This is a genomic window from Pseudomonas sp. AP3_22 TE3818 (assembly GCF_053628995.1).
Genome location: NZ_JBRJHL010000001.1, coordinates 1,465,372 through 1,491,173, shown reverse-complemented (window position 1 = coordinate 1,491,173; position 25,802 = coordinate 1,465,372). Strand labels below are relative to the sequence as shown.

The window sequence follows — 25,802 nt, the reverse complement described above, 5'->3', positions numbered from 1 at the left end:
TTCCAGACTGACTGAATCAAGACGACCGATCGATGAATCCTGAAAAGCTCGAACTGCTGATCACCCGTGAAATGCCCTTCGGCAAATACCAGGGTCGAATCATTGCCGACCTGCCCGGCCCTTACCTGAACTGGTTCGCCCGGGAGGGTTTCCCTCACGGCGAATTGGGTGGCTTGCTGGCCCTGATGCAGGAAATCGATCACAACGGTTTGTCGGACTTGCTCGAACCGCTGCGCGCCAAACACGGCAAACCGGCCCCGCGTCACTGAATCACCTACCGAGCACCCTCATGCCTGACAACACCCGCCGTGCCCGCGATGAAGCCTTCTGGCAAACCTTTGCCGACCGCTACGATGTCGAACCCGGTCCGCTCAACCTGGAGAACGGTTACTTCGGTCGCATGTCGCGCACGGTCGTCGAGGAGTACCAACGCAACATCGAGCTGATCAATCGCAGCAATTCGCTGTACGTGCGCCAGCGCTTCGAACAGGGCGACAGCCTGAAGATCCGCGCGCAACTGGCCAGGTTGACCGGCGTCCCCGGCGACAGCATCGCCCTGACCCGCAACGCGTCGGAAGGTTTGCAGTCGCTGATCCGCAACTACAACCGGCTGCAGCCCGGCGATCAGGTCCTGTTTTGCGATCTGGAGTACGACACGGTCAAGGGCGCCATGCGCTGGCTGGCGCGTAATCGCGGCGTTGAAGTGATCGAAATCGAGCACGCACACCCGGCCACCTTCGACAGCCTGCTGAACACCTACCGCGAAACCTTCGCCCGGCACCCACGGCTGAAGTTGATGGCCCTGACCCACGTCACCCATCGCACGGGCCTGGTGATGCCGGTGCAGGCGATTGCGGCCGCTGCAAAGGAACAGGGGATTGACGTCATCCTCGACGGTGCCCATGCCCTCGGCCAACTCGAGTTTGACCTGACCGAACTGGGCATCGCCTTCGCCGGCTACAACCTGCACAAGTGGATCGGTGCACCGCTGACGCTCGGCTATATCTACATCGCCCCCGAACGCTTGGCCGACATAGACCCGGACATGGGCGAGATGCACTTCCCGCCCACCGACATCCGCGCCCGAACCTCGTACAGCACCCCCAACATCCCGGCGCTGCTGACCCTGCCGCTGGTGCTCGAAGAACATTGGGCGATGGGAGGAGCCGCGGCCAAGGGCGCGCGGCTCAATTACCTGCGCAACCTGTGGGTGCGCGAAGTTCGCGAACTTCCGGGCATCGAGGTGTTGACCCCGGATGATCCACGGCTGTATTGCGGTATCACCTCGATGCGCTTTACCCAACAGGCCGATCAACAGGTGATGGTCGAAAGGCTGCTCAACGACTACAACCTGTTCACCGTGGTGCGCAGTGGCGCGGCTTGCGGGCCGTGCATCCGCGTGACACCGGGATTGACCAGCACTGCCGACCATATGCAGCAGTTGATCATCGCGCTGAAAGCACTGCGCTGAACACTCACCATTGTGGGAGCGAGCTTGCTCGCGAGGGTCGTGAACGATAACGGGTGAAACCTGATGCCCAGTGTCGCCCTCGGGTTTTTCGCGAGCAGGCTCGCTCCTACAAGGGTTGGCGCCGAACCTGTGGGAGCGGGCTTGCTCGCTCCCACAGGGGGTATGAGCCGATCCAGGCCATTTTTTCAGGCAAAAAAAAACGGCGCACCGACCAAGCGCACCGTAAAGCCGTAGAACACACAACGAAGTGTAGGGTGAAGCGATCAGTCCAGCAGCGCCAGGGCCTCGGCGGTGCATTCCTGAATGCGGGCCCAGTCGCCGTTCTTGATCCACTCCGGATCAAGCATCCAGCTACCGCCCACGCACATGACGTTTTTCAGCGCCATGTAGCTCTTGATGTTGGCAGGTCCCACGCCGCCGGTCGGGCAGAATTTCACTTCGCCGAACGGGCCGCCCAACGCCTTGATGGCCGCAACGCCGCCGCTGACTTCGGCCGGGAACAGCTTGAAGCGGCGGTAACCCAGGCCGTAGCCTTCCATGATGCCCGAGGCATTGCTGATGCCTGGCAACAGTGGAATCGGGCTGGCGACGCTGGCTTCCAGCAAGTCGCGGGTGATGCCCGGCGTGACGATGAACTGCGAACCCGCCGCTTCCGCCGCCGCCAGCATGTGGCGATCCAGCACGGTGCCGGCACCGGTCACCAGCTCCGGACGCTGCTCGCGCAGAATCTGGATGGCCTTGAGACCGAATTGCGAACGCAGGGTCACTTCCAGGGCTGTCAGGCCACCGGCCGCGAGCGCGTCGGCCAGCGGCAGGACGTCCTGCTCGCGGGCGATGGTGATCACCGGCAGAATCCGCGCTTTTGCGCAGAGGCTGTCGATCAGGGCAACTTTGTCCGCCATGGAAACGGTCGGGGATGGGTTTGTCATAGCGGCTGTTCCTTGGCTCATGGGCACCAGAAAATCTCTAACGTGGGTTGCAGAAATGCGCGCACCGGCATTGCGGCGACATCGTCGCCGGCCAGTGCGGTACTCAGGGTGGTCAGCTTGGACTGACCGGAAATCGATAGAACCTTGTGCTTGGCCGAGGCCAGCAGCGCGCGGCTCATGGTCAGGCGCTGATGCGGCACGGTCGGCGCCAGCATCGGCCAGCAACGACGGACGCCATCGGCCTGCAATGCCTCGGCAAGATTCGGGCTGTTGGGGAACAGCGACGCGGTGTGGCCGTCATCGCCCATGCCGAGGATCAGCACGTCGATCACCGGCAGTTCGGACAGCAAGCGGTCGGCCTGCTCCGCCGCCTGTTCAAGGTTGGCGCTGGCGCTGTACAGGCTCAGGAACTGCGCCTTGGCCGCAGGACCTTGCAACAGATAACGCTTGATCAGGCCCGCGTTGCTGTCGGCGTGCTCCACCGGCACCCAGCGCTCGTCGGCCAGGCTGACCACCACGTTCGACCAATCCAGCGACTGCTTGGCCAGGTGCTGGAAAAACGCCACCGGACTGCGGCCACCGGAGACCACCAGGGTCGCCGTGCCCTGGGTGTCGATCGCGTCGCTGAGTTTTTTCGCCACGCTCAGTGCCAGGCTTTCAGCCAGCAGCACCGGGCTCTTGAACCCATGGGCGCTGACGCCCTGCGGCAGTTTCAAATCAGATATCGCCATACCACGACCTCCCGTCCCGCGTGATCAGAGCAATGGAGCTCATCGGCCCCCAGGACCCGGCCGCGTACGGCTTGGGCGCATCACCGGATTTTTTCCACCCGGCGATCAACTGGTCACACCACTTCCACGCGGCTTCGATTTCATCTTTACGGACAAACAGGTTCTGATTGCCGCGCATCACTTCCAGCAACAACCGTTCGTAGGCATCGGGAATCCGTGCGCTGCTCCAGGTGTCGGAAAAATTCAGCTGCAACGGACCGCTGCGCAGCTGCATGCCTTTGTCCAGGCCTTGGTCTTTGGTCATCACACGCAAGGAAATGCCTTCGTCCGGTTGCAGGCGGATAATCAGCTTGTTGCTGATTTGCAGGCGCTGCTCGGGAGCGAAGATGTAGTGCGACGGTTCCTTGAAGTGGATGACGATCTGCGACAGCTTCTGCGGCATGCGCTTGCCGGTACGCAGGTAAAACGGCACGCCGGCCCAGCGCCAGTTGCGGATGTCGGCACGCAGGGCGACAAAGGTTTCGGTATCGCTCTGGGTATTGGAATTGGGTTCTTCCAGGTACCCCGGCACCGCTTTGCCTTCGCTGTAGCCGGCGATGTACTGGCCGCGCACCACCTGGGTGGTCAGGCCTTCCGGGCTGATCGGCGCCAGGGCCTTGAGCACCTTGACCTTCTCGTCACGGATGCTGTCGGCGGACAGGTCGGCCGGCGGGTCCATGGCGATCAGACAGAGCAGTTGCAGCAGGTGGTTCTGGATCATGTCGCGCAGCTGGCCGGCCTTGTCGAAGTAACCCCAGCGGCCTTCGATCCCGACCTTCTCGGCCACGGTGATTTCCACGTGGGAGATGTAATTCTGGTTCCACTGGGTTTCGAACAGGCTGTTGGCGAAACGCAGGGCGATCAGGTTCTGGACGGTCTCTTTGCCCAGGTAGTGGTCGATGCGGTAGGTGCGGTTCTCCGGGAAGAACTGCGCCACGGCGTCGTTGACCTTGCGCGAGGATTCCAGGTCCGAACCGATGGGCTTTTCCAGCACCACACGGGTGTTCTGCGCCAGGCCGACCTTGGCCAGGTTCTCGCAGATCGCGCCGTAGACGGCGGCCGGCGTGGCGAAGTAGGCAATGACCCGTTGCGTGGTACCGGCCACCTCGGCCAGGGCCACATAATCTTCGGACTTGAGGAAGTCGACGTGCAGGTAGCTCAGGCGCGCCAGAAAGCGCTCGAGCACGGCTTCATCCAGCTCTTTGGCACCGACATAGCGGCGCAGCTCGGAGGCGATGAACGTCAGGTGTTCCTGCTCGCTGCCCGGCTCACGGGCCAGCGCGATGATTCGCGTGTCCTCGTGCAACAGGCCGGCGCCGTCGAGTTGATAAAGGGCAGGAAACAGCTTGCGCAAGGCCAGATCGCCAAGGGCGCCGAACAAGGCAAAGGTGCACGGTTCAACCGTAATCGAGAGCATGATGTTTGTTCTTTTATCAAGTTAAGCTACAAATACCTTTTTTCAAGGCATCACTCAAGGGAAAATGTAGTAATAACCACAACATTTTCGCAAAATACAGATTCCGAGTGGTGGTCGGTCTGAGCCATCAGTAGGATAGGCCACCGTCATGGGCCCCACCAAAGGCCCTTTTTGCATTAGCCGCGCGCTTGTTGGCGCAGGTGTAAAGGATACTTATATGGACCGCGTGCGAAATTTACTGGAGCAGATCCAGAATCGCCTTGAAGAGCTGAACAAGGCCGAACGCAAAGTCGCCGAGGTGATCCTGCTCAACCCGCAGCAGGCCACCCGCTTCAGCATCGCCGCCCTCGCCCAGGCCGCCTCGGTCAGCGAACCGACGGTCAACCGTTTCTGCCGTTCGTTCGGCGTCAGCGGCTACCCCGAACTCAAGCTGCAACTGGCCCAGAGCCTGGCCAGTGGCGCCGCGTACGTCAGCCGCGCGGTGGAGGCCGATGACAATCCGGAGGCCTATACCCAGAAGATCTTCGGCAGCGCCATCGCCTCGCTGGACAGCGCCTGCCAGGCACTGGACCCGAACCTGATCAGCCGCGCCGTCGACCTGCTGATCCAGGCCCGGCAGATCCACTTCTTCGGCCTCGGCGCCTCGGCCCCGGTGGCACTGGATGCGCAGCACAAGTTCTTCCGCTTCAACCTCGCCGTCACGGCCCACGCGGATGTGTTGATGCAGCGCATGATTGCCTCGGTGGCCCATACCGGCGAACTGTTCGTGATCATTTCCTACACCGGTCGCACCCGCGAACTGGTGGAAGTGGCGCGTATCGCCCGGGAAAACGGCGCCTCGGTGCTGGGCCTGACCGCCGAGAACTCGCCGCTGGCCAAGGCCAGCACCCTGAGCCTGAACATTCCGCTGCCGGAAGACACCGACATCTACATGCCGATGACGTCGCGGATCATCCAGCTGACGGTGCTGGACGTACTCGCCACTGGCATGACCTTGCGCCGGGGCGTGGATTTCCAGCCGCATTTGCGCAAGATCAAAGAGAGCCTGAATGCGAGCCGGTATCCGGTTGGGGATGAGTTCAACTGATCCGAAATCTCGGCTGACCGGTCCGGCCTCATCGCTGGCAAGCCAGCTCCTACAGGTTCAGCGGCGGTCGCAGGTTTTGTGTTCGACGCGGACACTGTAGGAGCTGGCTTGCCAGCGATGGGGCCAACCAAGGCACCGCAATATCCAGAACTAACCCCCCACCCGCGCCTGCAAACTCAAATGCGCCCGCTCCCCAGGCTTCAGGCACAGGCTGTCGGTGCCGCCACTCGCTGCTTCTACACAGACGAATTCGGATATCTCATTCCAGGTCACGCCGAGCAACGGCCGCGAACCGGGATGCCACACCACCGTGTCGGCCGTTTCGCCAGTGTCGATGCACAACGCCCGCTGCCAGGCGTGGTCGTTGAGCTGCAATTCGCCATCATGCTGGAACACCCGCTGACAACCGCCATCCACGCGCAACTCGCCTTCCTGCTGACAAACCTGTCGGCTCAACTGGTCATAACCCTGCGCGCCTTCGAGCCCAGACAGCGCTATCTCACTGACATCGCCAATACGCCAGTAAGCATGCAAAGCCTGGCTCATCTGGCACGGCATGTCGTCCTGATGCTCGGTGCTCAGGCGCAAGTCCATGCGCTCCCCCAGGTGGGCGTGCAGGTCCACCTGCCAGTCGCACAACTTCAGCTGCCAGTGCAAGCGCACGCCTTCGTCGTCACTGTTGCTGTCGAGCAGCTTCCAGTCGAGCAGCCGTGCCCAGCCATGGGATGGCCAGGCGTTTTCGCTCGGATGCCGGCCATACCAGGGCCAACACACCGGCACACCACCGCGAATGGCGCCGACCTGCGGCCACTTTGCCGCGCACCACAGCCAGGGCTTTTGCCCCTTGGGCTGGAAGTGCAGCAACTGCGCGCCCTGCCGACTGAACACCGCTTGACACAGCGGATGATCGATCACCAGCACGTCGCGCATCTGATAGCGCTCCCACGCGAACACCGGACGTTCGCGCAAGGATTTGAAGAAGCGTTGTAGCGGATGCTCAAGCATTTACTACGGTCCTGAAAATCATGGGTGTACTCATACTGTCGTACCCAGTGAATCACTGTGGCGAGGGGGCTTGCCCCCGTTGGGCTGCGAAGCGGCCCCAAAACCAGCCAACTCGTTCTTTCAGATAATCTGCGGCAACAGTATTGGGAGCGCTTCGCACTCCAACGGGGGCAAGCCCCCTCGCCACAGTTGCGCTCTACACAACATTTCTTGTCAGCCCTCGCAAAAAAAAGCGGACAGCCATGGCTGTCCGCAAATATGCGCACATGGAGAGAAGCTTATCGCAGACGCGTTAGAACACCGACTGAATTTTCAGGCCGGCCACCAGCGCGTTATCGACTTCATCCACACCACCCGGGTGAGTGACGTATTGCAGGTTGGGACGTACGGTCAGCCAGTTGGTCACGTGGAAGCCGTAGTTGATCTCGTAGTTGTATTCGGTTTCACGAATGGGCGAGAACAGCGGATTGTCGTATTCCGAAACACCGTTGGCCGCGTTGGTCAGCTCGGCGTTTTTCTTCACGTCATCGTTGACATGGATACGCGCGAAACCGATGCCCACGTCATCCTTGGGACGTGCGTCGAACGGGCCCTTGTACACGAACATCAGCGACTGGTAGTTGTCGATGAAGTTGGTGTCCTTGTCGTGGAAGGTGGCGTTGGCCGCGATGTTCAGGCCACGGGAAGCATCGCCGTTGTGGCTGGTGAGTTGCTGCTGCGCGACGAACCAGTAGCCGTGCTTGCTATCGTGGACGCGATAAGGGTTGCCGGTGGTCGCGGCATCCTGGCCGTTGTCGTCCTTGAGAACGTCGTCGGCATCGGAGGTGCTTTTGTAGTAGCCGACGCGGTATTCGCCCGGCAGGCTGTTGACCTTCGGCGACCAGACCAGCTCGACCGGCAGGACGGTGCCATTGGTGCCACTGCCGCTGAGCTTGAAGCCGTTACCGTGCTCCAGTTGCGACGTGTTCTGGTTGTACGCGCCGATCTGGGCGTAGAGCTCGTCATTGATGTGGTACTTCACACGGATCGCCGCCTGGCTGACCGGCCAGTTGTACCAGATGTTGGTGGCCCAGTTACCGACCTGGGATCCGCAGAACGCCAGGTTCTGGAATTCGCACGGGAAGGTGTTGAAGTCTTCACCTTCACCGAAGTAACCGGCCTTGACGTCCAGTTTGTTGTCGAAGAACTGGTGCTGAATCCACAACTGGGTCAGACGCACCATGTGGCCACGACCGTAGACTTCCTGGGAGGAACTCAAGGTGCCGGCACGCGGGTCGCCGATACGGTCGTTGGAGATGTTCTCGCCGTTACGGTTGGTGAGCTGGATCTTGGCCTGGGTGTTGTCCCAGCCGAACAGTTTTTCCAGGTCCAGCGCCGCGCCCAGGCCGAACTGGTCGGCGTAGCGCGCGGTCTTGTCATCGTTGAAGCCGCCATGCAGGTTGCCGCCGACTTCACCGACGTAGTCCATCTTGATGTCGATGCCTTGCTCGATCAGCTTGGTACGCTCGCCACCCCAATCGCCCGTCATCCACTTGGAGTCGGAGCTGAACGCTTCAGCGGCCATCGCATTGCCGGCCAGAACCAGTGCTGCCGCTGCTGAAACCTGGCAGATCAACCGGGCCTTGTTCTTCATCTTCATCCCTACATCCTCGTTTTATTGTTATTAACTTTTCTTCTTTAACGCGGTTACAACGGTTGCGACGGATGTCTCCACCCGGCGCATATCCCCCTGTAGGAGCCGGCTTGCCGGCGATTGCAATCCAACTGTCGACATCACTGTTGACTGTCAGTCCGCTATCGCCGGCAAGCCGGCTCCTACATTGATCTTTAGCGGCCTTTGAATTGGGCGACGTTCGCCGCGCGGGTTTCACCTTGAACCTGACCGGCCACCCCCAGGCGCTCACCCGTTTTTGCATCGAACAGCAGCACTTTCGCCGGATCGAATTGCAGGGTCAGGGTCTCGCCCACCGCAGGCGCCACATCCGGCGCCAGGCGGCAGCAGACCTTGGTGTCATTGAGGTTGACGAAGACCAGGGTGTCCGGCCCGGTCGGTTCGGTGACCTGGACTTCGGCACGAATGGTCGGCAAACCGTTCGCTTCACCGTTGGCCAGGATGATCTGTTCAGGGCGCATGCCGAGGATCACTTCGCGGTCTTCCAGACCGGCGTCCTGCATGCCCAGCGGCAGCTCGCAACGGGCCTGGCCGCTGTCGAGCAGTGCCAGCAGGCGACCGTCCTTGCGCTGCAGGCGCAGCGGGATGAAGTTCATCGGCGGCGAACCGATGAAGCTCGCCACGAAGAGGTTGGCCGGGTTGTTGTAGATGTCCTTCGGCGTACCGAACTGCTGGATGATCCCGTCCTTCATCACCGCCACTTTGTCGCCCAGGGTCATGGCTTCGATCTGGTCGTGGGTCACGTAGACCGTGGTGGTTTTCAGGCGCTGGTGCATCAGTTTCATTTCGGTGCGCATCTCGACCCGCAGCTTGGCGTCGAGGTTGGACAGCGGCTCGTCGAACAGATAAATCTTCGGCCGCCGCGCCAGGGCACGGCCCATCGCCACACGCTGCTGCTGACCACCGGAGAGCTGGCCGGGCTTGCGGCTGAGCAGGTGTTCGATTTGCAACAGCTTGGAAACCCGAGCGACTTCTTCGTCGATTTCCGCGGTCGGCATTTTGCGGATCTTCAGGCCGAAGGCGATGTTGTCGCGCACGCTCATGGTCGGGTACAGCGCGTAGGACTGGAACACCATGGCGATGTCACGATCTTTCGGGCTCATGCCGCTGATGTCGGCGTCATCCACCAGGATCGCGCCGCCGCTGATGGTTTCCAGGCCGGCGATGCAGTTCATCAGCGTGGACTTACCGCAGCCCGACGGGCCGACCAGGATCAGGAACTCACCGTTATCGATTTTCAGTTCGATGTTTTTCAGGGTGTCCGGCAAGCCGGGGCCGTAGGTCTTGTTGACGTTGCGTAATTCGAGAGTTGCCATCTTTCTACCCCTTGACCGCGCCGGACGTCAGCCCACGCAGGAAATACTTGCCAGCGAATATGTAGACCAGCAGTGTCGGCAGCCCGGCGATCATCGCGGCGGCCATATCAACGTTGTATTCCTTGGCCCCGGTGCTGGTGTTGACCAGGTTGTTCAGGGCCACGGTAATTGGCTGGGCATCGCCGCTGGCGAAGACCACGCCGAACAGGAAGTCGTTCCAGATCTGGGTGAACTGCCAGATCAGGCAGACCATCACGATCGGGATCGACATCGGCAGCAGGATTTTCAGGAAGATCGTGAAGAAGCCCGCGCCATCGAGCCTTGCGGCCTTGACCAGCGCATCCGGAATGCTCACGTAGTAGTTGCGGAAGAACAGCGTGGTGAACGCCAGGCCGTAGACCACGTGCACCAGCACCAGGCCGGTGGTGGTGTTGGCGAGGCCGAATTTGCCGAGGGTGAACGAGGCCGGCAGCAGCACGGTCTGGAACGGCAGGAAGCAGCCGAACAGCAACAGGCCGAAGAACAACTGCGAACCACGGAAGCGCCACATCGACAGCACGTAGCCGTTCATCGCGCCGATGAAGGTCGAGATCAATACCGCCGGCACGGTGATTTTCACCGAGTTCCAGAAGTAGCCACCGACCACGTCCCAGGCCTTGATCCAGCCGATGCCGTCGATCACGGTCGGCCAACTCAGCAAGTTGCCGGTGCGGATGTCTTCCGGGGATTTGAAGCTGGTCAGCAGCATCACCACCAGCGGGATCAGGTACACCGCCGCTGCCAACAGCAAGGTGGCGTAGATCGCGATGCGGCTGAAACTGATAGCCGGTTTTCCGAGTTGATTAGTCATGGCGTTTGCCTCGCAGCTCGGAGTACAGGTACGGCACGAGGATGGTCAGCACGGCGCCGAGCATCAGCATGGCGCTGGCCGAACCGATGCCCATCTGGCCACGGCTGAAGGTGAAGGAATACATGAACATCGCCGGCAGGTCGGAGGAGTAACCCGGACCGCCCGCGGTCATCGCCGCGACCAGGTCGAAGCTCTTGATCGCGATGTGCGCCAGGATCATGAAGGCACTGAAAAACACCGGACGCAGGCTTGGCAGGACGATCTTCAGGTAGATGGTCGGCAGGCTCGCACCATCGACTTGCGCGGCACGGATGATCGATTGATCGACACCGCGCAGGCCGGCCAGGAACATCGCCATGACAAACCCGGAGGCTTGCCACACGGCGGCGATCACCAGGCAGTAGACGACGCGATCCTGATCTACCAGCCAGTCGAGACGAAAGCCTTCCCAGCCCCAGTCACGCAGCATCTTGTCCAGCCCCAGGCCAGGGTTGAGCAGCCATTTCCAGGCGGTACCGGTGACGATCATCGACAGCGCCATCGGGTACAGGTAGACGGTGCGGATGAAGCCTTCCTTGCGAATGCGCTGGTCCAGCAGCACGGCGAGGAACACGCCCAGCACCAGGCTGATGCCGATGAACATGCCGCCGAACACCGCGAGGTTCTTGCTCGCGACCCACCAGCGGTCGTTGTCCATCAGGCGCATGTATTGCTGCAGGCCGACCCACTTGTAGCTCGGCATGAAGCTGGAGTTGGTGAAGGACAGAATGAACGTCCAGATGATGTAACCGTAGAAGCCAACCAACACGATCAGCATGCTCGGCGCGAGTACCAATTTGGGTAGCCAGCGTTGCAGCGCATCGAACGGTGAGGCTTTGCTGAAAACCGCCACAGAGCTCATCGGGATAATCCAGGTTTAGAGAAATGAAGCGACACAAGGACCCCTGGCTGGAGCAGGACCCTGTGGGAGCTGGCTTGCCAGCGATGAGATCAACCGGGTTCATAGTCAAACCGAGTCGCCTGCATCGCGGGCAAGCCCGCTCCCACACAATTCCATTCCAGTCAGGAAGGGGTTGTGTCAGGGATTACTGGGCGGCTTTGACAGCCGAAGCCAGTTGGGCGCTGGCCTTGGCCGGGTCAGCGTCCTTGTCGTTCATGAAGTTGGTGACCACGTCGAAGATCGCGCCCTGCACGGCCAGGGAGGTGGCCATGTTGTGCGCCATGCTCGGTTGCAGGCCGCCGGTCTGGTCGTCCGCGATGAAGTCCTTCGCCGACTTCTGCGCGCACTCGTCGAAGCCGAGCTTGTCCATTTCGCCCAGCATGTCGTTACGCACCGGGATCGACCCCTTGTTCATGCTGAAGACTTTCTGGAAGTCGGTGCCCAACGCCACTTTGGCCAGGTCTTGCTGAGCGGCGATGTCGCCCTTGCGATCAGCCTTGAGTTTGAACACCGCCAGGGAGTCGATGTTGTAGGTGAAGGCTTTTTCAGTGCCCGGGAACGCTACGCACAGGTAGTCCTTGCCCGCGACTTTCCTGGCCGCGGTCCACTCGCTTTTCGCCCAGTCGCCCATCATCTGCATGCCGGCCTTGCCGTTGATGACGTCGGCGGCGGCGATGTTCCAGTCACGACCGGCGCGGTTCGGGTCCATGTAGCCGGTGATCTTTTTCAGCTCGGCAAACGACTTGGTCATTTCCGGGCCGGACAGGGTTTTCTGGTCCAGGTCGACCAGGGCTTTCTTGTAACCGTCGGCGCCCATGACCGAGAGCACCACGTCTTCAAACACGGTGCTGTCCTGCCAAGGCTGACCGCCGTGGGCGAGCGCGATGAAGCCGGCGGCCTTGAGTTTGTCGCCGGCGGCATAGAATTCTTCGAGGGTGGTCGGGGCTTTTTCGATCCCGGCTTTCTTGAACACCTCCGGGTTGATCCACAGCCAGTTGACGCGGTGGATGTTCACCGGCACGGCGACGTAATCGCCTTCGTACTTCACGGTGTCGGAGACTTTCTTCGACAGCAGGCCATCCCAGTTTTCCGCCTTGGAAACGTCTTTCAACGCGTCGGTGCTGAGCAGGCCGGTGCTGCCCCATTCCTGGATGTCGGGACCCTTGATCTGCGCAACGCCTGGCGGGTTTCCGGCTACGGCGCGACTCTTGAGTACGGTCATGGCCGTGGAACCGCCGCCACCGGCGACTGCGCCGTCCTTCCAGGTGAAGCCGTCTTTTTCGACTTGAGCCTTCAGGACATCGACCGCTGCTTTTTCACCACCGGAGGTCCACCAGTGAACGACTTCAACGGAACCTTTGGACTCGGCGGCCAGGACACTGAGGGGGAGCGCAGACAGGGAAGCGAGAGAAATGACAGTAGCGAGGCGAGAAATCGCATTCATCTAGGAGCACCTTTCTTGTTGTTATGCATGCAAGTCTGTTGCTTGCGCTGCATAGGATTCTAAACAGGGGATATCCCTTCGCAGGTAACGAAGGGATGCGCGAATGTCACCGCATGGTTACATAGAACCGCTCTGGGACAACTGCGCCAGCGCCGTGGCCATGCTCGGCGCCAGCGCCAGGCGCGGAATCAGCACGGCTTGCCAGGCATGGTAAAGGTCAGGCTTGCCGGGCCAGATATCAGCACTCGGACGGTTCAGCGGATCGAGTTCGTGATACCAGCTGCCATCACAGCGGTCGATGAAATGACTGTCACAGAATTCCCAGAATAGTCGGTACCAGCGTTCGTATTGCTCATCACCGGTGCGCTTGAGTAGCGCGCTTGCAGTGGCGCTGGCCTCGCAATGGGTCCAGTGCAGGCGATGGCGGACCACCGCTTTGTTGTCCCAGTCCAGGGTGTAGACAATCCCCGGCGCGCCATCGATGTTCCAGCCGTGACGACAGTTGTGCTCGAAGAGTTTTTGCGCGTCGGTGACCAGCCAGCCCGGGGTGAGCATCCCCGCGCTCACCCGCGAAGCTTCGAGGTGCAGCAACAGCCGCGCCCACTCGAAACCGTGGCCCGGGGTGGTGCCGTAGGGGCGAAAACCGTCCGCCGGATTGTCACGGTTGTAGTCCCGCAACGGCTGCCAGTCGCGGTCGAAATGCTCGATTACCAGGTAATCGTTGGCAGCGGCGTGACCATGGATCACGCGCTCAACGATGCGCTGTGCGCGGCACAACCAGCGGTTGTCTTCAGTGACATCGGCCAGGGCGAGGAAGGCTTCGGTGGCGTGCATGTTGCTGTTCGCCCCCCGGTACGCCTCCTCTTCACTCCAGTCGCGATTGAAGGATTCGCGCATCGCGCCTTCGTCTTCACTCCAGAACCAGGTGTCGATGATGTCGAGGGCATCATCGAGCAAGGCTTGCGCACCGGGACGCTGTGCGACCACCGCCGAACTGGCGGCCAGCGCGACGAAGGCATGCAGGTAGGCATTCTTGCCGGTGTTGCCGTCGCGATGTTCGGCAGTGGCGAACCAGCCGCCGTGAACCGCATCGCGCAGTGGCCCGCGCAGTGCCGCGACGCCGTGATCGACCAGCTCGGCAAAGCCTGGCAAACCCTGAATGTGGGCCATGGCGAAGCTGTGGGTCATGCGTGCGGTGTTCATGGTCTGGGCTTGCGCCTCGGCCGGGAGGCGGCCCCTTTCATCGAGGTTGCCGAAGCCTTCAGGGAGCTTGGAAGCCTTGGCAAAACTCAACAGGCGCAGGCCTTCGGCGGCGAGCCATTGCTGATGGGCAGGTGCGTTCAGCCAACTGCTGAAGGCTGGTTGGAGGGTGTCCATGGCGTACCTTTTTTGTTGTTATGACTGAGGGGCAGCATAAACAACGGAAGGCGGCGGGCTTGTAACGAAGGGGGTGGGTTATGTCACCAGACGGTGACAATGACATCTGTAGGCGCTGGCTTGCCAGCGATGATATTCCTGAATACGCCATCGCCGGCAAGCCGGCTCCCACAGGGACGGGTGCGTCAATCGATTGAACGCGGCAACTGCAGGGTCACCCGCAATCCACCCTCACGCAGGTTCTGCAAGCTGACCTCACCGCCATGGCTATGGGCAATGTTGCGGGCAATCCCCAGCCCCAGCCCATACCCCTGCTGCTGCCCGGCCAGACGGAAATGCGGTTCGAACACCTGCTCCAGCCGCTGCTCCGGCACGCCGGGCCCTTCATCATCGACATGCAGGATGAACGCGCGGTCATCGTCATCGATGTGCAGGTGCGCGTTCTGCCCGTACTTCAACGCATTGTCGATCAGGTTGCCGATGCAGCGCTTGAGCGCCAGCGGTTTGCCCGGATACGCCGCCAGCGCCCGACCCTGCTGGGTCACGCGACCATTGCCATTGGGGGCCAAGTACGGTTCCACCAGGCAGTCGAGCACATGGTTGAGGTCCACCGGCTCGATGTTCTCGTGGATGTCGGTGTCCTTCACGCATTGCAGCGCGCCCTTGACCAGCAATTCGAGCTCGTCCAGATCGCGCCCGAACTTGGCTTGCAGCGTTTCGTCTTCGAGCAATTCAACGCGCAGGCGCAAACGGGTGATCGGCGTGCGCAGGTCGTGGGAAATCGCACTGAACAACTGGCTGCGCTCGGTCAGGTAACGGCTGATGCGCTCACGCATGGTGTTGAAGGCGCGCCCGACCTCGACCACTTCGCTGCCACCGCCCTCGGCCACCGGTTCCACGTCGGCACCCAGCGACAGATCGCGCGCGGCCCGCGCCAGGCGCTTGAGCGGACGACTCTGCCAGTGCACCAGCAGGCCGATGAACAACAGCAAAAAACCACTGGTCAGGACGATGAACCACACCTGCTGCGCCGGCAGCCCCTGCTCTTCAAGACTGGTGTAAGGCTCGGGCAGCAGCGAGGCGATGTACAGCCATTCGCCCGGCGCCATCTGGATCTGCGTGACCAGCACCGGCGGGTTCACCGGTTCCAGGGTCAACGCGTAGTGCGCCCAGGAGCGTGGCAACTCATCGAGTTTCAGGCCGCCATTGAAGATGCGCAGGTCTTCCGGGCTGACGAAGGTCACCGAGATGTCCGTGTCCTGGCCGAGGGACTGGCGCAGCACCTCGTCCACCGCCTTGAGCACCGCCTCTTTGCGCGGGGTGATGGGCAGCACTTCCATGCCCAGGGGTTTGTCGTTGAGCGTGACCACGAACCGGGTGCCGCCCATGCTGCGCAACTGATCGAGCACCAGGGGCCGAAACGCCACCGGTAACGAACGGAAATAACTGACACTGGCCGTCATCGAATGGGCCAGGCTGCGGGCGCTGGTGACCAGGCCCTCGAGCTGCGTGGCGCGCAGTTGCGACACCCAGATCACGCTCGACAGCGCCTGGGCGAACAACACGGCCAGCAAGGTCAACAGCAACATCCGCCCGAGCAGCGAACGCGGCATCGGCACCCTGGCGGCGAGCTTGCGCAACATCTCAGTGGCCATTGCCGGCAACCACATTGGCCGCCAGTTGGTAGCCGCTGCCACGCACGGTGCGGATCAACCGTGGCGGTTTTTCCGTGTCGCGCAGACGCTGGCGCAACCGGCTGACCGCCATGTCGACGATGCGATCCAGGGGCATCAGTTCACGGCCACGGGTCGCGTTGCCGATGGTGTCGCGGTCGAGGATTTCCTGCGGATGGTCGAGGAACAGTTTCAGCAGTGCGAAGTCGGCGCCCGAGAGAATCACCTCTTCGCCATCGAGGTGAAACAACCGATGGCTGACCATGTCCAGGCGCCAGTCATCGAAGGCCAACACCTCACCGCCGTTACGCTCCTGACCGAACTGCGCGCGGCGCAGCAACGCCTTGATCCGCGCCTGCAATTCCCGTGGGCTGAACGGCTTGCCGAGGTAATCGTCGGCGCCCAGTTCCAGGCCGATGACACGGTCGGCTTCGTCGGAACTGGCGGTGAGCATGATGATCGGCACCTGCGCCTGGCGCGGATGCTGGCGAATCCATCGACACAGGCTGAAGCCGTCTTCGTCGGGCAGCATCACGTCAAGGATCACCAGGTCGGCCGGCGCCTCGTTCAACGCCTGGCGAAAACCGGCGCCATCGGCAGTGGCACGCACCTGGAACCCGGCGCGAGTCAGGTAGGTGTCCAGCAACTCGCGTATCTCTTGATCGTCATCGACCAACAAAATCGACTTGTTGACTGAGCTCACGGGGCGGCGTCCTTGTTGTTTGAATTGGGCGGATTATGCCTGATGAACCTTGGATATTTGTTTCCTGTTCGGCCCCCATCGCTGGCAAGCCAGCTCCCACAAAGATCTATGTCGCACACAAAACCTGTGGGAGCTGGCTTGCCAGCGATGGAGCCGACTCGGTCTCAAGCCTGTTCGAGGGCCACGCCCGCCCCAACAAGCCCCGAATACGGCGCCGTCACCAGCCACACCGGAATTCCCTTGAAGTAATCGCTCATGCAACCCTTGTCGGCGAAGCAGCGGGCGAAACCGCTTTCGAGGAAGAAATCGGCAAACCGTGGAATCACTCCGCCAACGATGTACACGCCACCGCGTCCACCGGTGGTCAGCACGTTGTTGCCCGCCACGCGACCAAGCCAGCAGCAGAACTGCTCAAGCACTTCCACGGCAATCGGGTCGCCCGCCAGCCCGGCGGCGGTGATGGCTTCCGGCGTGTCGAGCACCGGCGTGTGCCCGTCCACCGCACAGATCGCCCGGTAGACACGGGGCAAGCCGCCGCCGCTCAACGCGGTTTCAGCGCTGACGTGGCCGATCTCATTGAAGATGTGCTGCCAGAGTTGGGTTTCACGCGGGCTGCTCAAAGGCAGGTCGACGTGACCGCCCTCCCCTGGCAACGCAGCAAACCGGCCCTCGCCCAGATCGAGCAAGGTGCCGACGCCCAGGCCTGTGCCCGGGCCAATCACCACGGCCGGGCGCAACGGCTCCGGCGTGCCTTCGCAGACCACGCGGAATTCGCCGGGCTGCAAACGGGTCATGCCCAGGGCCATGGCCGAGAAATCGTTGACCAGCAACAGTTGATCCACCTGCAAGGTCTGGCAGAAACCCTTGCGGCTCAGACGCCAGTGATTGTTGGTGAACTTGAACTCATCGCCACTGACAGGACCGGCCACCGACAGGCATACCGAACCGATCGAACCCGCCGCCAGCCCCAGACCGTTGAGGTAGAGGCTGATCGCCTCTTCCGGGCTGGGGAAGTCCGCCGTTGCCAGCACCTGGACCGATTCCAGTTGCTGGTTTTTCCACAACGCGAAACGTGCGTTGGTCCCACCGATGTCACCGACCAAAGCCAGTTTCAATTAAGCGTCTCCAGGGCAGAAGTAAAGGCGCTGGCGCCCTGCTCCGCCGAGCTGAAGGCCATGCGCATGAAACCAAACAGTTCGCGACCGGTGCCGATGTTGTTGCCCAACAGGCCCTTGGCCGGCGTGCGCGCTGCGAATTCTTCGGCGTCCACCTTAAGCTCCAGGGTGCCTTTGACGCCATCGACGCGGATGATATCGCCCTCTTGCACCCGCGCCAAAGCGCCGCCGACATAAGCTTCGGGGCTGACGTGAATGGCCGCCGGGATTTTCCCCGACGCCCCGGACATGCGTCCGTCAGTCACCAGCGCCACCTTGAAGCCGCGGTCCTGCAACACGCCGAGGAACGGCGTCATCTTGTGCAGTTCGGGCATGCCGTTTGAGCGCGGGCCCTGGAAGCGCATTACCGCGACAAAATCCTTCTCCAGCAAACCGGCCTTGAACGCATCGGCCAGGTCCTGCTGATCCTGGAACACCATGGCCGGCGCTTCGACGATCTGGTTTTCCACCGCGACGGCGGAGACTTTCATTACCCCGCGACCGAGGTTGCCTTCCATCACCCGCAGGCCACCTTCGGCCGAGAATGCACGGGCGACCGGACGCAGGATGGTTTCGTCGAGGCTGTCGGTCACGCCTTCGCGCCAGACCAGCTCGCCGTTGTCGAGGAACGGCTCCTGGGTATAGCGGCTCAGGCCGTGGCCCATCACGGTGTTGACGTTTTCGTGCAGCAGCCCGGCTTCCAGCAGTTCGCGGATCAGGAACGACATGCCGCCCGCAGCCTGGAAGTGGTTGATGTCGGCTTTACCGTTCGGGTAGACGTGGCTCAGGGTCGGCACGACTTCGGAGAGGTCGGCCATGTCCTGCCAGGTCAGTTGAATGCCCGCCGCCATGGCGATGGCCGGCATGTGCAGGGTGTGGTTGGTCGAGCCGCCGGTGGCGTGCAACGCGACAATCGAGTTGACCAGCGAACGCTCGTCGACGATTTCGCCGATCGGCATGAAGTCGCCGTTCTGCTTGGTCAGGCGCGTGACCTGGTGCGCGGCTTCGCGGGTCAGGGCGTCACGCAGCGGCGTGTTCGGGTTGACGAAGGACGCGCCCGGCAGGTGCAGGCCCATGACTTCCATCAGCAGCTGGTTGGTGTTGGCGGTGCCGTAGAAGGTGCAGGTGCCAGGGCTGTGGTAGGACTTCATCTCCGATTCCAGCAGCTCCTCGCGGGTCGCCTTGCCTTCGGCGTATTTCTGGCGCACGTCGGCTTTCTGCTTGTTGGAAATGCCCGAGACCATCGGCCCGCCCGGCACGAAGATCATCGGCAGATGGCCGAAGCGCAGCGCGCCCATCATCAGGCCCGGCACGATCTTGTCGCAGATGCCGAGCAGCAGCGCGCCGTCGAACATGTTGTGGGACAGCGCCACGGCGGTGGACAGCGCGATCACTTCGCGGCTCGGCAGGCTCAGCTCCATGCCCGGCTCGCCCTGGGTCACGCCATCGCACATGGCCGGTGTGCCACCGGCGAACTGGCCGACGGAGCCGATTTCGCGCAGGGCCTTTTTGATCAGTTCCGGAAAGACTTCGTACGGCTGGTGCGCCGAGAGCATGTCGTTATATGACGAAACAATCGCAATGTTCGCGGCGTTCATCATCCGCAGGCTGTGTTTGTCGTCGCTGCCGCAACCGGCCACGCCATGGGCGAAGTTAGCGCATTGCAACTTGCCGCGCATCGGCCCGTCGCTGGCCGCACCGCGAATCAATGCAAGGTAAGCCTCACGCGTGGCGCGACTGCGGGCGATAAGCCGTTCGGTGACCTCAAGGACGCGGGGATGCATGTGTAGAACTCCAGGCTAACGGATGTGGCGACCTGATTGTCTATGCTGATCAAAGGCCGGTGTCGATGGGATGACAGACGGTTTTCTTGATCGGTTGGACCAGTTGATTCAGGTCACTCGTTGTAGATTGAACAAAATATTGCCATCAAAAAGGCTTGTTTTCTATTTTTTTGCGAATAATCTTGTAATTCCAACAACAAAACGACGGTAGCGCCGCAATATGACTCTTCGAATCGCAATCAATGGTTTTGGCCGCATCGGCCGTAATGTCCTGCGCGCACTCTATACCCAGGGCTACCGTCAGGATCTGCAGATCGTCGCCATCAACGACCTGGGCGACAGCGCGATCAATGCTCATCTGCTCAAGTACGACACCGTTCACGGCACGTTCGATGCCGATGTCCAGCATGACCAGGAGAGCCTGACGGTAAATGGGGACCGTATTTCGGTCAGCGCCATTCGCAACCCGGCCGATCTGCCCTGGGCTGCGGAAAAGATTGATGTGGTGTTCGAATGCACCGGCCTGTTCACCGACCGGGCCAAAGCCGCCGCGCATATTACGGCCGGCGCGCGCAAAGTGATCATCTCGGCCCCGGCCAAAGGCGCCGACGCCACCGTCGTTTACGGGGTGAACCACGACATTCTGCGCCAGTCGCACCAGATCATTTCCAACGCGTCGTGCACCACCAACTGCTTGGCCCCGGTAGCCCAGGTGCTGCACCGCGAGCTGGGCATCGAAAGCGGTTTGATGACCACCATTCATGCCTACACCAACGACCAGCACTTGACCGACGTCTATCACGTCGATCCGTACCGCGCCCGTTCGGCCACCCAGAACATGATCCCGAGCAAGACCGGTGCTGCTGAAGCGGTAGGCCTGGTGCTGCCGGAACTGGCGGGCAAATTGACCGGCATGTCGGTGCGCGTACCGGTGATCAATGTGTCGCTGGTGGACCTGACCGTGCAACTCAAGCGTGAAGCGTCGGCCGATGAGGTCAATGCGCTGATGAAAGCGGCCAGCCAGCACTCGAAGATCCTTGGGTACAACACCCTGCCGCTGGTCTCCAGCGACTTCAACCACAACCCCCTGTCGTCGATCTTCGATGCCAACCACACCAAGTCCAGCGGCAAGCTGCTCAAGGTCCTGGCCTGGTACGACAACGAGTGGGGCTTCTCCAACCGCATGCTCGATAACTGCCTGGCGCTGTGTAACGCTGAATAAGCCTGCCCCCATGAGACCGCCATCGCCGGCAAGCCGGCTCCTACAAGAACCGCACAATCCGTAGGAGCTGGCTTGCCAGCGATGCGCCCTCGAAACCGCTGCCGCCGGCAAGCCTGGTGCCCAGCTTATGGAACAACCGATGATCGGCATCAGCTTTACGCAAAAGACCCTGGCGGCGCGCAAGCGTATCGCCCTGGTTGCCCATGACCACTGCAAGGTGTTCTTGCTCGACTGGGCCGAACGGCAAAAAGACAAGCTGGCCCAGCATGATCTGGTCGCTACCGGCACCACCGGGTTGTTGTTGCAACAACGCCTCGACCTGCCCGTGGAGAGCATGATCAGTGGTCCGTTGGGTGGCGACCAGCAGCTCGGTGCGCAAATCGCCGAGCAACGGGTCGACATGCTGGTGTTCTTCTGGGACCCGTTCGAGCCACAACCCCACGACCCGGATATCAAGGCATTGCTGCGGGTCGCGGCCGTGTGGAACATCCCGGTGGCGTGCAACGAATGCAGCGCCGACTACCTGCTCAGCAGCCCGTTGATGGATCAGGCGCATCCCCATCGGATTCCCGATTACGCGAGCTATTTGCAGGGTCGCGCGTAAAGCTTCACAAATCAGTACTTGACCACCTGAGTAGATGATAAGCATTATCATTCGCTCGAAATGGATCAGGTTCTCCCGTGAGTCAGTCGCGCTTCAACCACGTTTTCCTCGCCCAGCGCACCTCCCTGCTGCGCACGCTGGAACGGATGGTCAACAATCACAGCACCGCTGAAGACCTCCTGCAGGAAACCTACCTGCGGGTGACCCGTGCATTGAGCGAACGGGCCATCGATCATCTTGAGCCCTTTGTCTTCCAGACGGCGCGCAACCTGGCGCTGGACCATTTGCGCGCACGGCGCATCCATTCGCGCACCATGGTCGACGACGTACCGCAGGAGATGGTGCACAGCGTCGCCGCCCCCACCAGCAGCGCCGAAGACGCCGCACACGCCGAACAATTGCTGGAGCGCCTGAACGTGAGCCTCAGTGAACTCAGCGCCCGCCAACAGCGGATTTTCATCCTCAGCCGCCTGCACGGGCATAGCTACCAGGAGATCGCCGACGAACTGAACGTATCCCTCAGTACCGTGCAGAAAGAACTCAAATTGATCATGTCGATCTGCATCGGTGTCGCCGATCGCATGAGCGCCAACTGAGCATCAGGACCTCCCGCTTACCTGGGCCGACTGCGCTGATCATCGGGCTTTGCTACCCTTGGCCCACTTTTAACGCTTCACTAAAAAAAACAGCCGTGCACAGACACTGCCGAGGAAACACCGTGACGGACAACCACCGCTCCCCTGAGCCTTCACCGGCGCAGGATCCCGCAAGTGCGATGGACCAGGCCCTGGACTGGCTGATCGTGCTCGGCAGTCCCGATGAGGAGCAGACCCGCCAATTCCAGGCGTGGCTTGACGCCGATCCGTTGAATGCCCAGGCGTTCGCCAAGGCCCAGGCGATCTGGGACGGCCCGCAAGTGGCGCAATGCGCGCAAAGCCTGGCTGCCCGTCCCGCGACAGTCACGGTCCTCGCCCGCCTGCGTCCGCACTGGAAACCGCTGGCCACCGCCGCCGTGCTGCTGCTCGGTCTGTTCAATTTCAGCAATTTGCCGATGCGCCTGCAGGCCGATCACCTGACCGTGGTCGGCGAGCGCCAGCGCCTGCAACTGGAGGACGGCTCCAAAGTCCTGCTCAATACCAATTCGGCGTTCTCAAGCACCATCAACGACCAGCAACGCGTTGCCCGCCTGTATCAGGGTGAAGCGTTTTTCGAAGTGCAGGCCAATCGCAATCAGCCACTGGAAATCGACGCCGGCCCGGTCACGGCCAGCGTTCGCGATACCGCGTTTGCCGTGCGTTACCTCGACGGCGTGGCACAGGTGCGGGTGCAGCGCGGGGATGTCGACTTGCGCGCCACCCGTGACGATGCGCGGGTGCGCTTGTCCGCCGGGGAAAGCATCCGCATCGGCCCCAACGGCTTCGACCGCCCGGCCAAGCTGGATGCCGCCACCGACCTGGCGTGGGTCCAGGGGCGACTGGTGTTTGAAAACTGCCCGTTGAACCAGGTGCTGGCGGAACTTCGCCGCTACTACCCGGGCTGGATCATCAACAACAACGAACAGTTGGCCGATGTCGCCGTGACCGGCAACTACCGCCTCGATCAGCCACTGGATGTGGTTCGCTCCCTGGCCCACATCACCTCGGCACGGCTCCAGGAACTCCCGGCGCTGGTCATCTTGAACTGAATGAGAATTATTTTTACTCGATAGCCAAACCCTGTACGTCTCGTTATAGCCAATGCAATTGATTCGCATCTATCCATGCCAATCAGCACCTATAAAGATTCGTGCGACACGGAGCGCTATCGATGTCCTCTCGCCTCACCCGCCCAGCCACTTCACCTTCCCGCATGCTGTCGCTGCTGACCGCTGCCATCCTGATGGCCGGTGCCGCACCGCTCATGGCCGCCATCGCCACCGAGCCATCGACTCGCAAAATGGGCGACTACGCGTTCGCCATTCCCCAACAGTCTCTGGTATCGGCACTCAATGCCTTTACCGCCGTGACCGGCTGGCAGGTCGGCGTGTCGTCGGAGCTGGCGCAAGGTGTGGCGTCACCGGGCGTCCGTGGTTCGCTGTCGCCGGAGAAAGCCCTGGATCGCTTGTTGGTGGGGACCAACCTGAGTTATCGCAAACTGGGCAATAGCAACATCGTGCTGGAAAAGCGCAGCGCTAGCAGTGCCCTCAATCTGGATCAGGTCACCATCAGCGCCACCCGTAACGAGCAGGATGTGAACAGCGTACCGAGCACGGTCTCTGTCTACACGCGCGAAGATCTGGACCGCAACAACGTGAACACCATCAAGGAACTGGTGCGCTACGAACCCGGTGTTTCGGTAGGCGGTGCAGGCCAGCGCGCCGGCATCACCGGCTACAACATTCGCGGCATCGATGGCGACCGCGTGCTGACCCAGGTCGACGGGGTGCAGGTGCCCGACGGTTTCTTCAACGGCCCGTATGCCCAGACCAACCGCAACTATGTCGACCCGGAAATCGTCAAGCGCGTGGAAATCCTCCGGGGCCCGGCGTCGGTGCTGTATGGCAGCAACGCCATTGGCGGTGCCGTCAGCTACTACACGCTGGACCCGGACGACATCATCAAACCGGGCAAGGATGTCGGTGCCCGCCTGAAAACCGGCTACAGCTCCGCCGACGAAAGCTGGCTGACGTCCGGCACCGTCGCCGGCCGCAGCGGCGAGTTCGATGGCCTGTTGCACTTCAGTCAACGCAACGGTCATGAAACAGAGTCCTATGGCGAAACCGGCGGCACTGGCCTGAACCGTACTGAAGCCAACCCCCAGGACGCTCGCACCACCAGCGTGCTGGCAAAACTGGGCTGGGATTACGCCGACGACGCGCGCCTGGGCCTGACCTACGAGCACTACAAGGACGACCGCGACACCAATCAATTGAGCGCGGTGGGCGGCCCGTTCAATGCCGGACGCGGTTTCGGCTTCTACAAGTCCCGCACCGGCAACGACACGATCACCCGCGAACGCTTTGGCCTGGAACACAGCTTCGGCCTGGACAGTGCACTGGCTGACAACATCAAGTGGACGCTGAACTACCAGATCGCCAAGACCGACCAGACCACCGAAGAAATCTACGCGCCGTCGCGGACCGTGCTGCGTAACCGCGATACCACTTACAAGGATCGCCAATGGGTATTCGATGCCCAGGTCGACAAGTCGTTTGCCATTGCCGACACCGAACACCTCGTCACCTATGGCACCACCATCAAGCAGGACAAAATCACCGGCCTGCGTACCGGTACCGGCACCTGCCTGACCGTGGCCGGCGCCTGCCGGGTCATCGGCGCCCCTAGCGCCCCCGATACGCTGACTCCGGCCAGTGACTTCCCGGACCCGACCATCAACAGCTACGCCCTGTTCGCCCAGGATCAGATCAACTGGGGCAACTGGACCTTCCTGCCCGGTGCACGCTACGACTACATCCAGCTCAAGCCGCACATCACCGAAGAGTTCCTGGCCACTGCCGACCAGAGCGGCAACGGCACGGTGAGCGACGAGACCAAGACCTGGCATCGCCTGTCGCCGAAGTTCGGCACCACCTACAGCTTCAACGATAACTACACCTGGTACGGCCAATACGCCGAAGGCTTCCGCACCCCGACCGCCAAGGCGTTGTACGGACGTTTCGAAAACCTCGCCGGCGGCTATCGGGTCGCGCCTAATCCGGACCTCGAACCGGAAAAGAGCAAAAGCTACGAGACCGGTTTGCGCGGCAACTTCGAGCAGGGTTCGTTTGACGTAGCCGTGTTCTACAACAAATACCGCGACTTCATCGACGAGAACGCCATCACGCCCGGCTACACCGAGACCACGTTCCAGAGCAACAACATCAAGCACGCCACCATCAAGGGTGCCGAGGTCAAGGGACGCCTGAACCTCGACGCCTTCGGCGCGCCGCAAGGCCTGTACACCCAGGGCTCGGTGGCCTATGCCTACGGTCGCAACGACGACAGCGGCGAGCCGCTCAACAGCGTCAACCCGCTGACCGGTGTGTTCGGCCTCGGTTACGAGCAGGACACCTACGGCGGTTTGCTCAACTGGACACTGGTGAAGAAGAAGGACCGCGTCGACAGCAGCACCTTCAAGACCCCGGACGGCACCAGCACCCAGTTCAAGACCCCGGGCTTCGGCATTCTGGACCTGAGCGCGTTCTACAAGGTGACCGACGACGTGACCGTCAGCGGCGGCGTCTACAACCTGACCGACAAGAAGTACTGGCTGTGGGATGACGTGCGCGGTTACGACAGTGTCGGCGAAGCCTCGGTGACCCAACCGGCCAACCTCGATCGCCTGACCCAGCCGGGTCGCAACTTCGCGGTCAACCTGATCTGGGATATCTGATCCGCTCATCTCG

At 61.5% G+C, this 25,802-nt stretch carries 22 protein-coding genes; 8 read left to right on the top strand and 14 right to left on the bottom strand.

Annotated features, from left to right (window positions below):
• Window positions 1-32 precede the first annotated feature (32 nt).
• Both AB7M25_RS06940 and AB7M25_RS06935 read left to right on the top strand, forming a co-directional pair.
• On the top strand, window positions 33-269 hold the full coding sequence (locus tag AB7M25_RS06940; RefSeq protein ID WP_454237105.1) for a DUF3820 family protein: 237 nt from the start codon (window positions 33-35) through the stop codon (window positions 267-269).
• Between the two features lie 20 nt (window positions 270-289).
• A complete protein-coding gene (locus AB7M25_RS06935) occupies window positions 290-1,471 on the top strand; it encodes an aminotransferase class V-fold PLP-dependent enzyme (protein WP_429561074.1) in 1,182 nt (393 codons plus the stop codon).
• 263 nt (window positions 1,472-1,734) lie between these two features.
• Here the strand turns inward: AB7M25_RS06935 and AB7M25_RS06930 are convergent, their stop codons facing one another.
• From AB7M25_RS06930 to zwf, 3 genes are read right to left on the bottom strand one after another with little or no spacing between them, the layout of a single operon-like run.
• Entirely contained in the window at window positions 1,735-2,400 is a 666-nt protein-coding gene (locus tag AB7M25_RS06930; RefSeq protein WP_007974446.1) for a bifunctional 4-hydroxy-2-oxoglutarate aldolase/2-dehydro-3-deoxy-phosphogluconate aldolase, read from the bottom strand.
• Window positions 2,401-2,417: 17 nt separating this feature from the next.
• On the bottom strand, window positions 2,418-3,131 hold the full coding sequence (gene pgl / locus AB7M25_RS06925; RefSeq protein WP_429386191.1) for a 6-phosphogluconolactonase: 714 nt from the start codon (window positions 3,129-3,131) through the stop codon (window positions 2,418-2,420).
• Window positions 3,118-4,587, bottom strand: a complete 1,470-nt coding sequence (gene zwf / locus AB7M25_RS06920) for a glucose-6-phosphate dehydrogenase (protein ID WP_104449183.1) — start codon at window positions 4,585-4,587, stop codon at window positions 3,118-3,120. Before zwf ends, pgl begins: the two co-directional genes overlap by 14 nt.
• Before the next feature lie 226 nt (window positions 4,588-4,813).
• On the opposite strand from zwf, the gene AB7M25_RS06915 reads away from it, so the two are divergent.
• A complete protein-coding gene (locus AB7M25_RS06915; protein ID WP_170948639.1) occupies window positions 4,814-5,674 on the top strand; it encodes a MurR/RpiR family transcriptional regulator in 861 nt (286 codons plus the stop codon).
• Between the two features lie 150 nt (window positions 5,675-5,824).
• Here AB7M25_RS06915 and AB7M25_RS06910 read toward each other — a convergent pair whose 3' ends face one another.
• The 11 genes from AB7M25_RS06910 to edd form a co-directional block, all read right to left on the bottom strand.
• Complete coding sequence (locus tag AB7M25_RS06910) at window positions 5,825-6,679, bottom strand: D-hexose-6-phosphate mutarotase (protein WP_218478018.1); 855 nt, start codon at window positions 6,677-6,679, stop codon at window positions 5,825-5,827.
• Between the two features lie 292 nt (window positions 6,680-6,971).
• Window positions 6,972-8,318, bottom strand: coding sequence for a carbohydrate porin (locus AB7M25_RS06905; RefSeq protein ID WP_429386187.1), 1,347 nt, complete (start codon window positions 8,316-8,318; stop codon window positions 6,972-6,974).
• A 188-nt stretch (window positions 8,319-8,506) separates the two neighbouring features.
• Window positions 8,507-9,667, bottom strand: coding sequence for an ABC transporter ATP-binding protein (locus AB7M25_RS06900; RefSeq protein WP_429516542.1), 1,161 nt, complete (start codon window positions 9,665-9,667; stop codon window positions 8,507-8,509).
• A gap of 4 nt (window positions 9,668-9,671) precedes the next feature.
• Window positions 9,672-10,517, bottom strand: coding sequence for a carbohydrate ABC transporter permease (locus AB7M25_RS06895; RefSeq protein WP_429386183.1), 846 nt, complete (start codon window positions 10,515-10,517; stop codon window positions 9,672-9,674).
• A complete protein-coding gene (locus tag AB7M25_RS06890) occupies window positions 10,510-11,418 on the bottom strand; it encodes a carbohydrate ABC transporter permease (RefSeq protein ID WP_007974433.1) in 909 nt (302 codons plus the stop codon). The genes AB7M25_RS06895 and AB7M25_RS06890 overlap by 8 nt, the downstream gene beginning before the upstream one ends.
• A 184-nt stretch (window positions 11,419-11,602) precedes the next feature.
• Entirely contained in the window at window positions 11,603-12,901 is a 1,299-nt protein-coding gene (locus tag AB7M25_RS06885) for an ABC transporter substrate-binding protein (RefSeq protein ID WP_429386181.1), read from the bottom strand.
• A 117-nt stretch (window positions 12,902-13,018) separates the two neighbouring features.
• On the bottom strand, window positions 13,019-14,278 hold the full coding sequence (locus AB7M25_RS06880) for a D-mannose isomerase (protein WP_429386179.1): 1,260 nt from the start codon (window positions 14,276-14,278) through the stop codon (window positions 13,019-13,021).
• Window positions 14,279-14,463: 185 nt separating this feature from the next.
• A complete protein-coding gene (locus AB7M25_RS06875) occupies window positions 14,464-15,891 on the bottom strand; it encodes an ATP-binding protein (protein ID WP_429386342.1) in 1,428 nt (475 codons plus the stop codon).
• Window positions 15,892-15,922: 31 nt separating this feature from the next.
• Complete coding sequence (locus AB7M25_RS06870) at window positions 15,923-16,654, bottom strand: response regulator (RefSeq protein ID WP_429386177.1); 732 nt, start codon at window positions 16,652-16,654, stop codon at window positions 15,923-15,925.
• 164 nt (window positions 16,655-16,818) lie between these two features.
• Entirely contained in the window at window positions 16,819-17,769 is a 951-nt protein-coding gene (locus AB7M25_RS06865) for a glucokinase (RefSeq protein WP_454237104.1), read from the bottom strand.
• A complete protein-coding gene (gene edd / locus AB7M25_RS06860; protein ID WP_095967940.1) occupies window positions 17,766-19,592 on the bottom strand; it encodes a phosphogluconate dehydratase in 1,827 nt (608 codons plus the stop codon). The genes AB7M25_RS06865 and edd overlap by 4 nt, the downstream gene beginning before the upstream one ends.
• Window positions 19,593-19,812: 220 nt before the next feature.
• On the opposite strand from edd, the gene gap reads away from it, so the two are divergent.
• The 5 genes from gap (at window position 19,813) to AB7M25_RS06835 (ending at window position 25,789) form a co-directional block, all read left to right on the top strand.
• Window positions 19,813-20,814, top strand: a complete 1,002-nt coding sequence (gap, locus tag AB7M25_RS06855) for a type I glyceraldehyde-3-phosphate dehydrogenase (protein WP_429386173.1) — start codon at window positions 19,813-19,815, stop codon at window positions 20,812-20,814.
• A 139-nt stretch (window positions 20,815-20,953) separates the two neighbouring features.
• Entirely contained in the window at window positions 20,954-21,418 is a 465-nt protein-coding gene (locus AB7M25_RS06850) for a methylglyoxal synthase (protein ID WP_104449192.1), read from the top strand.
• 77 nt (window positions 21,419-21,495) lie between these two features.
• The gene (locus AB7M25_RS06845; RefSeq protein ID WP_429386171.1) at window positions 21,496-22,014 is read left to right on the top strand and encodes an RNA polymerase sigma factor; all 519 of its coding nucleotides are present in this window, start codon (window positions 21,496-21,498) and stop codon (window positions 22,012-22,014) included.
• Window positions 22,015-22,136: 122 nt separating this feature from the next.
• The gene (locus tag AB7M25_RS06840; RefSeq protein WP_429386169.1) at window positions 22,137-23,102 is read left to right on the top strand and encodes a FecR family protein; all 966 of its coding nucleotides are present in this window, start codon (window positions 22,137-22,139) and stop codon (window positions 23,100-23,102) included.
• A 122-nt stretch (window positions 23,103-23,224) separates the two neighbouring features.
• Window positions 23,225-25,789 carry a TonB-dependent receptor gene (locus tag AB7M25_RS06835; protein ID WP_454237103.1) on the top strand — a complete coding sequence of 855 codons (2,565 nt, stop codon included), beginning with the start codon at window positions 23,225-23,227 and terminating at the stop codon, window positions 25,787-25,789.
• Window positions 25,790-25,802 lie beyond the last annotated feature (13 nt).